The following is an 11,351-nucleotide window of genomic DNA, read 5'->3' on the forward strand; positions in this document are numbered from 1 at the left end:
TCAGGGACATACTTGGCTGCGGCGTCTCCCAAGTTGCCCAATGCTACTGCCGCACTTCTACGAAGGTTGGCGTCCACCTTTTCATCCTTGAGGATATTAGCGATGTCAGGAACATACTTGGCTGCGGCGTCTCCCAAGTTGCCCAATGCCACTGCCGCATCCGCACGAACGTAGGAGGAAACCTTTTCATCCTTGAGGATATTGGCGATGTCAGGAACATACTTGGCTGCGGCGTCTCCCAAGTTGCCCAATGCCAATGCCGCACTTCTACGAACGGAGGAGGAAACCTTTTCATCCTTGAGGAAATTGAGGATGTCAGGGACATACTTGGCTGCGGCGTCTCCCAAGTTGCCCAATGCCACTGCCGCATCCTCACGAACAAAAAAGTCAGCCTTTTCATCCTTGAGGATGTTGAGGATTTCAGGGATATATTGAGCCGCTGCTGGCCCGAAGTTGCCCAATGCCTCTGTCGCACCTCTACGAACAAAAAAGTCAGCCTTTTCATCCTTGAGGATGTTGAGGATTTCAGGGATATATTGAGCCGCTGCTGGCCCGAAGTTGCCCAATGCCTCTGCCGCACCTCTACGAACGGTGGCGTCCACCTTTTCATCCTTGAGGATATTGGCAGCTTTCTCGGCAATATCCTCTGGTTTCTTCACCAGGGATTTTAAATCTTTCAGATCATATTCAACTAATTTATCCAGAGCATATTTTTTAACTTTGTCGTGTCCATCATCAAGGGCTGCTGATATACCGTTAATCTGCCAATCTTGGGGTTTGGGTTTGGGGGTTTCTTTGGCGTTTATCCAAGGTAGAGAGAGGAAGAGAGTTAGGAGTAGAGTGAAACAGAAAAGGAAAAAGAGCGAGAGTTTGTTAGTGTGGCGGGGAGATATGAGCATAAATCAGGGCAAGGCGGCAGATTACACGCAGCTATCGGTATAATACCAAGCTTGCAATTCCTAATTCCTGATTGAGAGCTTTTAATGCTTGCTCATGAGTATTAAAGGCTCATTAATCAACATCAGAGGTTCATTGCTAAGTAACCACGCAAAATTAATTACAATCATTGCGAGCAAAGCCAAGCAATCCCAAGCCCTGCGTAAAGCCTAACGGCATAGCTGCGCTTACCGCGTAGCGTGTCCGCAGGACTTATGCTTGATTCTGCTCCGCTATATTCGCAATGACATTGTGTAATTAATTTTATCAGCCCCTTCGGGGCAGGTGTAGGGGAAGAATTAGCCCCGAAGTGAGGTTCAAAACCGAGTGGAATTGTGGGCGAAACAATCCAAGTTTTCTCAGGGTAGGTAAAAACCCCATCCCTTGTGGATCGCTAAATTAATTGCGAATTGCGAATTGCGAATTGGTTTTACTCACTAACCTCAACGGTAGTATCCCCAGAGGAGGCCCCGAGTTCCCCACTCCCCACTCCCTTCCTCTTGTGATACGCTATCTGCTTGAGGAATGTAGAGGTACTCAAAATGACTAAATTACGGGTGGGACTACTCTTTGGTGGGCGTTCAGGGGAGCATGAGGTTTCTATTAGTTCAGCACGGGCGATCGCCAAAGCTTTAAGTGCAGAAGAAAATGCTAATAAGTACGAAATCCTGCCTTTTTATATCCAAAAAGATGGGTGCTGGTTAGGCGGGGAAGTACCTCAACAAGTTCTAGAGTCTGGCATTCCCCACCAAGAAAGTCAAAACTCTGCTCTCGGATTGTGGCAATATCCTAATCAAGTTACGGAAGTGGATGTTTGGGTTCCCATTCTCCACGGCCCCAACGGTGAAGACGGGACGATTCAGGGATTACTTACTTTAATGCAAGTTCCCTTTGTCGGTTCTGGGGTATTAGGTTCAGCGTTGGGTATGGATAAGATTGCCATGAAAATGGCATTTGACCAAGCAGGATTACCCCAGGTGAAATATCAGGCGTTGACAAGAGCGCAAGTTTGGTCAAATCCTTGTGTATTTCCGAAATTATGCGATGAAATTGAGGCAGCTTTAGGCTATCCCTGTTTTGTTAAGCCTGCTAACTTAGGTTCATCAGTGGGTATTGCCAAAGTGCGATCGCGCTCTGAATTAGAAGCAGCTTTAGATAATGCAGCTAGTTATGATCGCCGGATCATCGTCGAAGCAGGCGTAGTTGCTAGAGAAGTCGAATGTGCCGTATTAGGTAATGATCAAACTCAAGCCTCTATCGTAGGTGAGATTACTTTTAACAGTGACTTTTATGATTATGAAACTAAATATACTGTCGGTAAAGCAGATTTACTGATACCTACACCTCTCCCAGATGCCATTATTAGCCAAATTCAGGAAATGGCATTACAAGCCTTTGCAGCTGTTGACGCTGCCGGGTTAGCAAGGGTAGACTTTTTCTACGTAGAAGCCACAGGGGAAGTATTGATTAATGAAATCAACACCTTCCCAGGCTTTACTGCTACTAGCATGTACCCGCAACTTTGGGCCCATAGCGGCATCCCATTTTCTGAGTTAGTTCATCGGTTGATTCAATTAGCTTTAGAAAGACATTCTAGTCACGAATCAAAATCATAGCCCCCAGAACAATCTCCCTAAAAGCAGTTATTTTGACAAAAAATATCGGATTTAGTAGCCTATGCAGCCAAAAAAAAGCTACTGAATTCCCAAATCTGGCTACGGATACCTGATGCTTGACTCCTCCAGTACAATCATGGGCTAGAGGGGTACAAATCTGAAAGTAATCATGGAACATAGTCAGAGCGTACAGCAAGAGCTAATAAAAGTCCCAGACCTGCCCCACAGTGGATCTGGACTAATAAGTAGCTCCAACATGTTTATCTATATGCTTACACGCCATCCACTGCTATTGTTAGCTGGATTGTTAACAATGCTGATGGGATCTGCGGCTTTAGCCTTATATAGCTTGGGTTATGCGGACACAGCAGAAATAGAAGAAATTCCGGCTGTAGTGGAAACACCAATCACAATGCCCTCTGAGCATAGCAATCCTACACCTTTATGGATGGTATTTGCGATCGCCCTCAGTTGTGGGAGTGGCTGCTTCATCATTGTCCGGTTACTCAACCGTCCTAAACAGCTTCAAAAAGTCCGCAAACCGATTAAACGCCAACGTCAACCCATACCCTTGACGCCAGGCGATCGCCCAACATGGGAGCCAGCAGCTTTAAAAAATCCGCCAATTTTTGTGCCCAGGCAACCATTAAAGCCTATTCACGCCATGCGGCCCAAACCCAGGACTTTGGTGACAGTTCTGCCCACAGAACATAGGCATCCACTAGATCAAAGAAAAGAATCTTTGGCAGAGTTGATGGATATACGTAAAGAAAATTCTTTGTCTAGAATTTTACAGAAGTATTAATATTACTGTAAAAGAAAAACTTTTGAAATCAAGAAGCTTCTAACCAATAAGGGTACGGTCTGACCGTGCCCTTAAAAGTATATAAATATACGAAGAGGGGAGTGGGGAGTAGGGAGTGGACAAGAACGAAAATACTTCCCTATCCCCCTATCTACCAATTGCCCTCATATTCCCATCCCCCATTATTTATATGAACTCCGCCACACAATCCCCCACACCTGTTGCTTTAACCATTGCTGGCTCAGATAGCGGTGGTGGTGCAGGTATTCAAGCTGATTTACGCACCTTTGCTTTTCATTGTGTCCACGGTACTAGCGCTATTACCTGTGTGACGGCACAAAATACTTTAGAGGTAACACGGGTTGATGCTATGCCAAAAGAGGCGGTAGTAGCCCAAATTCAAGCGGTGGTAGAAGATATTGGTGTACAAGCTGCAAAAACAGGAATGTTGCTGAACCAAGAAATTATCTCTGCTGTTGCCCAGCAAGTCGAAGCACTACAAATCGAGAACTTAGTTGTTGATCCAGTGATGGTATCACGCACAGGAGCGCAATTGATTGATGATGATGCGGTCAACACATTGCGTCATGCATTGATTCCCCAAGCCGCTATTGTTACGCCAAATCGCTATGAAGCACAGATTTTAAGTGGGTTCCCCATTAATTCCCTAGACGATATGCGGGCAGCAGCTCAAGCCATACACCGAAATCTCCGAGTGAAAGCTGTATTAATTAAGGGTGGAGGAATGCAGGGCAACTCACGTGGTGTTGATATCTGGTTTGATGGACAAAAGCTGGAAACTTTGATCACACAACAAGTAGATACTAAAAATACTCATGGTACTGGTTGTACATTATCAGCTGCGATCGCAGCTAATTTGGCAATGGGTATGGACTTGTGGCCAGCAGTACAACAAGCAAAAAACTATGTCACTCATGCTCTGGCTTACGCCTTAGATATCGGCAAAGGGCAAGGGCCTGTAGGACACTTTTTTCCTCTATTACAACCATAATTCACCGTCAGCAGCCATAGCTACTCACCACTGACTACTGAGATAATTCAAAGTAAATTAAAAATCTTTGCTCTCTGAGCATTTATCAATTATTCTTGGGCTAGTTTCCGAGATGGCTAGACTTTGTTAGCATCTCTGTACGATCTCATAAACTTAATTTTTGATACCAGGTCACTAATGCCAACAACCCCAAGTTCTGTTCACCGCAATCCACCAAAACCACCAACCACCCAAACTCAATCTCCTACTGTGCCTCTGTCCGTATACCGGGAATTAGCAACAGAGTTACATTCAACACAGGCGAAATTAGATGCTCTGACTGTCCAAAATCAGCAACTAAAGCAGGAAAATCAACTACTACGTCAAGAAATTACCAAAGTAGCCCAATCTTTTAGCCACCTGCAAAAACTTGTCGATTTTCATCCTCAGCCTAGTTCTCAGCCAACTTCTCATACTGCTCATGAAGTAAAAACTCCAGCAAAAAAACCAGTCAAGGAAACTCGTCAACCTCAGTCGGCTCCCCGTCCGCGTCCACCCGTGGTTACTGAAGCCCCAAAAAGCAAAAGCCATAAATCTAGCTTTTCTGTGCCTATTGAGGAAATAAATTACCCTATGCCAGAACCAGTATTCATCGAAGAGCAAGAAGTCCGCTATTATTCTCCCATGGAAACAAAAGTAAAAGAATTAAGTGGTTGGTGGTTAGCTATCACTATCTTGTTAATCATGCTCACCGCTTTTGGTGCTGGGTATTTGATTGTGCGTCCCTTGTTTGAACATCATAATCGTTAGTTACACTCCCGTGACTTTTGAGAGATTTTATTCTTGGTTAGCCTCTCTCGGAACTTCCCAGGGGAATTAATTTATGTGTCAGAAATACATCATCAGGACACATACAGGTTTAAAAAAAGTTGCAATTTTTACATATTTTCTGATAATAGCGCTAATGGTAACATTCTCAGACAGTATATCTGGTTAGATATATAAACGAACCTATCCTATAAGAAGTAAGGAGTCGAGATGATGAAAAAGGTAGAAGCAATTATTCGCCCCTTTAAGCTTGATGAAGTCAAAATTGCTTTAGTCAACGCTGGTATTGTCGGCATGACCGTTTCCGAAGTTCGGGGTTTTGGACGGCAGAAAGGTCAAACAGAACGTTATCGGGGTTCTGAGTACACTGTTGAGTTCTTGCAAAAACTGAAAGTGGAAATTGTCATTGAGGACAGTCAAGTTGATATGGTAGTAGACAAAATTATTGGTGCTGCTCGTACAGGTGAAATTGGCGATGGCAAAATTTTCATCTCACCTGTGGAGCAAGTTGTACGTATTCGTACTGGGGAAAAGAACACAGAAGCCGTCTAAGCTTAGGGTGGTGATATCCGGTTGAACCTCAATCTCTCTTTTTCGGCCGGCTCCGCTGTACACACACAAGTCTATTTTTCTCTCACTTAATCAGAAGAGAGGCTGGGAATGAGGTTATGTATTGTATTAAATCTCAATTCCTCAATTATTCGTGTGTACACGGTAGTTCGGTAGGTTCTACTGTATCCCCAGTAATCTATAGCAAGTTAGTCCCTAAATTTCATTCTTTAGGGATTTCCCCAGAAATAATTTTCCAATATTAATTGTGGGATGGGCTTCACCGCCTGTCCCTCTGCCTTTTTTATATTTGATGTGAGTAATTTTATCGCTCATATAGGACTGCTATGTATGTCACAGTAAATGTAAAATTTTAGTAATACCAATGAGGATATTACATAGAAAGTTGTGTATATAAATTACAAATCGTAGATTAATATAATTTTCCTCACAAGTTCCTCATACTTCATTACTATTCTTGAGATATAAACAGTTTTTTAATTAACGACGGGCAATTTATTGACTGCTCGCATTTTCTACACCACCGTTTTTATCATCAGGATTTGAAAAAAGTATGAATTACTGTCCTTGTTGTTCTGGGATACTTTTGCAACATATACGTGCTTCAGGAATGACTTGGTTTTGCCGTCATTGCTGGCAAGATATGCCAGTATATCATCACGTAAATTCTAGTTCCTTGGCAGACATGGTGGTAGAAGAATCACTCCAAGAGAGCAAAAATCACAAAAATAATTCTATTTACGTTAGTAAAAAGACAACCATAACCGGATGGATTGGTCTACAAGATATCTCAGCTTAAGAGGTATCGCGGAGTAATAATTAAGAATTAGTCAAAATTTACCTGACATCCTTCTAAAATTTAGGTTAAATGTTTCAGATATGCACTCTGCAAGAGTTGTCAGGTAATATTAGTGACTCAACAAGACTCGAAACCCTCTCGTTCATTCGCCGGAATTGCTGGCATTGTTGCCGCAGCCACATTAATTAGTAAAGTATTTGGTTTGGTGCGACAGCAGGCGATCGCAGCTGCTTTTGGTGTAGGTGCTGCTGCTACTGCCTACAGCTATGCTTACATTATTCCTGGCTTTTTATTAATCCTTTTAGGCGGTGTGAATGGCCCATTACACAGTGCGGTGGTTAGCGTTTTAGCCAAGCGTAAGCACGAAGAAGCTGCGCCTCTAGTAGAAACAGTGACAACCCTGGTGGGTGGATTACTGTTACTGGTGACAGTGGGACAACTTTTGTTTGCTGATGCGATCGTTGATATTGTAGGTTATGGACTGGAACCCACAACCAGAGCGATCGCCATTCAACAAATCCGCATTATGGCACCAATGGCTTTATTTGCGGGCTTAATTGGTATTGGTTTCGGCACTCTCAATGCAGCTAATCAATATTGGTTACTCTCAATCAGTCCCTTATTATCCAGTGTGACTGTGATTGCGGGGATTGCCATCTTAACAGGGCAACTGGGCAGGGATATTATTAAGCCAGAATACGCCTTTATTGGTGGTATTGTCTTAGCTTTGGGAACCTTAGCGGGGGCAATACTCCAGTGGTTGGCGCAGTTAATTGTGCAGTGGCGCTTGGGATTAGGTACATTACGTCTGCGGTTTGATTTTAAATCCCCTGGGGTGCAAGAAGTCATTAGAATCATGACTCCAGCAACAATTTCCTCTGGGATGATGCCCATTAATGTCGCCACTGACCTATACTTTGCTAGTCCTATCCCTGGTGCGGCGGCTGGCTTTAACTATGCCAATCTCTTAGTGCAAACTCCATTAGGAATTATTTCTAATATTATTTTGCTGCCTCTATTACCAATGTTTGCCAAATTAGCCGCCCCAGAACATTGGCCAGACCTCAAGTTACGCATTCGTCAAGGAATTTTGCTCACCGCCGTGACCATGCTACCCCTAGGGGCGCTGATGGTCGTGTTATCGGTGCCGATTGTGCAAATAGTATATGAACGGGGTGCTTTCACACAAGAGGCGACACAGTTAGTTTCATCGTTGCTGATTGCTTACGGTATTGGCATGTTTGTTTATTTGGGGCGTGATGTCTTGGTGCGAGTATTTTATGCCTTGGGGGATGGACAGACACCTTTTCGCATCAGCACCTTTAACATCTTTCTCAACGTTGTCCTAGATGGGATTTTGGTAAGACCTTTTGGTGCTACTGGGATTGTCTTAGCCACCGTAGGTGTTAATTGCAGCTCAATGTTAATGCTGTTGTGGTTACTGGATCGTAAACTCAACGGCTTACCTTTGCGTGAATGGAGTGTGCCTATTTTGGGATTAACTGGGGGTAGCGTTGTTGCTGGATTTGCCAGCTTTGGGACTTTAGTGGGTTTGCAGCAGTTCTTAGGTACAGAAGGCTTAATTATTCAACTGTTGCAGTTGTGTATATCCGGTTTAGTAGGAATTGTCGTATTTGCCATCATTGCCTCTTTCATGAAAATCCCAGAGGTGAATACGTTTGCCGTGCGGATGCGTCAGCGATTTTTGAAGAGATAAAAAATTTTTGCTCGTAGTCAGGACTAAAGTCCTGTCTTTAGGGACTAAAGTCCCTACTACAAACTCCTTAAGCCCACAGGATAAACCTGGGGCTATATCAACTCATTGAGGCTTAATACGGCCACTTCCAATGGCGAATTTCTGGCATATCTTCACCGTACTGCTGAATGTAGTGTTTGTGTTCAATTAACTTATCTTCTATCATCTGCTTGACATAAGCTGCTGTGTATCCCAGTTTAGGCACACGGTCAATTACATCCATCACCAGATGAAAACGATCTAGATCGTTAAGCACAACCATATCAAAGGGAGTAGTAGTAGTACCTTCTTCCTTATAGCCACGCACATGCAAATTATTGTGGTTGGTATGGCGATAAGTCAGACGATGAATTAACCAGGGATAGCCATGAAAAGCAAAGATAATCGGTTTATCTGTGGTGAAAATCGTGTCAAAATCTTTATTGCTTAAACCGTGGGGATGCTCACTTTGTGGCTGTAGTTTCATTAAATTCACAACGTTGACTACCCGCACCTTTAAGTCTGGGAAGTGCTGACGCAAAATATCAACAGCTGCCAAGGTTTCTAAGGTGGGAACATCCCCAGCACAAGCCATGACTACATCTGGTTCACTACCTTTATCATTGCTAGCCCATTCCCAAATACCGATACCTTTAGTACAGTGCTTAATGGCGGCATCCATATCGAGGAATTGCAATGATGGCTGCTTCCCCGCGACTATGACATTGACATAGTGACGACTTCTCAAACAATGGTCTGTCACCGACAGCAAAGTATTGGCATCGGGGGGCAGATATACCCGAATAATCTCGGCTTTTTTGTTAAGTACATGGTCGATAAAACCAGGGTCTTGGTGAGAAAACCCGTTGTGGTCTTGTCGCCACACATGAGAAGTTAGTAAGTAGTTGAGGGAAGCTATAGGTCTGCGCCAAGGGATGTGACGGGTAGTTTTCAACCATTTGGCGTGTTGGTTAAACATCGAGTCAATGATGTGGATAAATGCCTCATAACAGGAGAAAAATCCATGACGACCTGTAAGTAGGTAGCCTTCTAACCATCCTTGACAATTTGTTTCGCTGAGGACTTCCATTACCCGACCATTAGCAGATAAATGTTCGTCTTCTGGGAGGATTTCGGCTACCCAAGTCCGGTCTGTAACTTCCAGTACAGCATCTAGGCGATTTGAAGCAGTTTCATCAGGGCCAAAGATGCGGAAGTTGCGGTATTCTTCGTTGAGTTTCATCACATCCCGCAAGAATTTTCCCGTCACTCTGGTAGCTTCGGCATAACTCGTACCTGGTTGGCTGACATCAACAGCATAGTCCTGGAAGTTGGGCATCTTCAGGTCATGCAGCAAAAGACCGCCGTTAGCATGAGGATTATCACCCATGCGCCGATGTCCTACGGGGGCTAGTTCTGCTAGTTCGGGAATCAGTTTGCCATGATCATCGAAGAGTTCTTCGGGTTTGTAACTCTTCATCCAGTTTTCTAGCAACTTCAAATGTTCTGGATTACCGACTACATTCCCAAAAGGGACTTGGTGCGATCGCCAGTAACCTTCGGTTTTTTTGCCATCTACTTCCTTAGGCCCTGTCCAACCTTTGGGGGTTCTGAGGATAATCATGGGCCATTGGGGACGCTTTTTGAAGCCATGTACCCTGGCTTCTCTTTGGATGTTTTGAATTTCTGCGATCGCAATGTCTAAAGTTGCGGCCATTTGCTGGTGAACATCTGCGGGTTCGACACCTTCGACAAAGTAAGGTTTGTAACCATAACCTAAAAATAGATTTTCCAATTCTTCATAACTCAACCTTGCCAGTAAAGTGGGGTTAGCAATTTTATACCCGTTCAGGTGCAAGATGGGGAGGACTGCACCGTCATGCACAGGATGAAGAAACTTGTTGGAATGCCAGCTTGTCGCTAAAGCCCCTGTTTCTGCTTCGCCGTCACCCACTACGGCCGCCACAATCAAGTCAGGGTTATCAAAAGCCGCTCCATAGGCATGGACAAGGGCATAACCCAGTTCACCACCTTCATGAATTGAACCGGGCGTCTCTGGAGCTACATGGCTAGGAATACCACCAGGAAAGGAAAACTGTTTGAAGAGTTTCTGCATTCCCTCAGCATCTTGGGAAATATTAGGGTAATACTCGCTATATGTACCTTCCAAGTAGGTATTGGCTACTAGACCTGGGCCACCATGACCAGGGCCAGCAATGTAGATGGCGTTGAGGTCATACTTTTTGATGATCCGGTTGAAATGAACATAAATGAAGTTCAGCCCAGGTGTGGTTCCCCAGTGACCAAGGAGTCGAGGTTTGACGTGTTCCTGTTTTAAGGGTTCTCGCAGTAGGGGATTATCTAGTAAATATATTTGCCCAACTGAAAGATAGTTAGCTGCACGCCAGTAAGCGTTGATTTTATGCAACTCTCCGTCTGTTAACGGCTTGGTTTGTGGAGTACTTACTAAAGTCATATCCAACCCTATTACAAAAGTATTTTTACAAATTCGCCAGTATGCCAGTTTAGTTGTCTGTTGTCAGCAGGCCATCTTACCCACGACAAAGTTTTTCAGGTTGTTACTGGAACATTAGGCAAGATTATTCACGATTACGGTTAATCAATTGCCAATAAATAATTGCACAATGCCCATAATGTCTCCATGAAAGACTAACAAATTAAGTATCCCATTGAAAAATTTTTAAGATTGATTTTAAGTTTAATTTAAGATTTTTTCTCAAAGAATAGATGATTATCTGGTGTCAGCCTGATAATCTCTAATAGTTGCTAATTATAAATATTTCTTTTGGTAGAGGCGGATGAGAGAATAAAAATATCTATTTAATTTATATTTTATTATCGATCTGCCTGCTCTGAGAGTATTTTTGCAAGGGCTTTGTAAAGTTGCAGCCACAATTTTGTGTGATTAATTATGTACAACTGCTTATTATAAATATTTAGACGATCGCCAGTTAATTAAAGCTAGCCTAGAAATGAAATTTATCAGATAAACACTTTGACACTCTCACCGCTAATTGCTTTCCTTCGGAACGCTCCGCGAACGCAATGTA

General features: G+C 43.6%; 9 protein-coding genes. 7 read left to right on the forward strand and 2 right to left on the reverse strand.

Translation table 11 applies throughout. The features are described from left to right. Window positions 1–899, reverse strand: an 899-nt coding sequence (locus ACM0OT_RS23415) for a HEAT repeat domain-containing protein (protein WP_414566773.1), incomplete at its 3' end; no start/stop codon positions are given. A gap of 579 nt (window positions 900–1,478) precedes the next feature. Here ACM0OT_RS23415 and ACM0OT_RS23420 point away from each other — a divergent pair. The 7 genes from ACM0OT_RS23420 to murJ all read left to right on the forward strand — a co-directional run bounded on the left by ACM0OT_RS23420 (window position 1,479) and on the right by murJ (window position 8,262). Then, on the forward strand, window positions 1,479–2,552 hold the full coding sequence (locus ACM0OT_RS23420) for a D-alanine--D-alanine ligase family protein (protein ID WP_414566774.1): 1,074 nt from the start codon (window positions 1,479–1,481) through the stop codon (window positions 2,550–2,552). A 268-nt stretch (window positions 2,553–2,820) separates the two neighbouring features. Beyond that, the gene (locus tag ACM0OT_RS23425; RefSeq protein ID WP_414566775.1) at window positions 2,821–3,357 is read left to right on the forward strand and encodes a hypothetical protein; all 537 of its coding nucleotides are present in this window, start codon (window positions 2,821–2,823) and stop codon (window positions 3,355–3,357) included. Window positions 3,358–3,547: 190 nt separating this feature from the next. Beyond that, the gene (gene thiD, locus ACM0OT_RS23430) at window positions 3,548–4,369 is read left to right on the forward strand and encodes a bifunctional hydroxymethylpyrimidine kinase/phosphomethylpyrimidine kinase (RefSeq protein WP_414566780.1); all 822 of its coding nucleotides are present in this window, start codon (window positions 3,548–3,550) and stop codon (window positions 4,367–4,369) included. Window positions 4,370–4,546: 177 nt separating this feature from the next. Further along, the gene (locus ACM0OT_RS23435; protein ID WP_414566776.1) at window positions 4,547–5,158 is read left to right on the forward strand and encodes a hypothetical protein; all 612 of its coding nucleotides are present in this window, start codon (window positions 4,547–4,549) and stop codon (window positions 5,156–5,158) included. 231 nt (window positions 5,159–5,389) lie between these two features. Beyond that, window positions 5,390–5,728: a P-II family nitrogen regulator gene (locus tag ACM0OT_RS23440; protein ID WP_414545060.1), complete on the forward strand. Its 339-nt coding sequence runs from the start codon at window positions 5,390–5,392 to the stop codon at window positions 5,726–5,728. A gap of 571 nt (window positions 5,729–6,299) precedes the next feature. After that, window positions 6,300–6,545, forward strand: coding sequence for a hypothetical protein (locus ACM0OT_RS23445; RefSeq protein ID WP_414566777.1), 246 nt, complete (start codon window positions 6,300–6,302; stop codon window positions 6,543–6,545). Window positions 6,546–6,657: 112 nt separating this feature from the next. Beyond that, window positions 6,658–8,262 (forward strand): murein biosynthesis integral membrane protein MurJ, encoded by a 1,605-nt coding sequence (gene murJ / locus ACM0OT_RS23450; protein WP_414566778.1) that lies wholly within the window; start codon window positions 6,658–6,660, stop codon window positions 8,260–8,262. A 112-nt stretch (window positions 8,263–8,374) separates the two neighbouring features. Here murJ and ACM0OT_RS23455 read toward each other — a convergent pair whose 3' ends face one another. Continuing rightward, on the reverse strand, window positions 8,375–10,756 hold the full coding sequence (locus tag ACM0OT_RS23455; RefSeq protein WP_414566779.1) for a phosphoketolase: 2,382 nt from the start codon (window positions 10,754–10,756) through the stop codon (window positions 8,375–8,377). Between the last annotated feature and the right edge of the window lie 595 nt (window positions 10,757–11,351).

The sequence above is a fragment of the Anabaena sp. CCY 9613 genome (genome assembly GCF_963920895.1).
Lineage (GTDB): Bacteria > Cyanobacteriota > Cyanobacteriia > Cyanobacteriales > Nostocaceae > Cyanocohniella.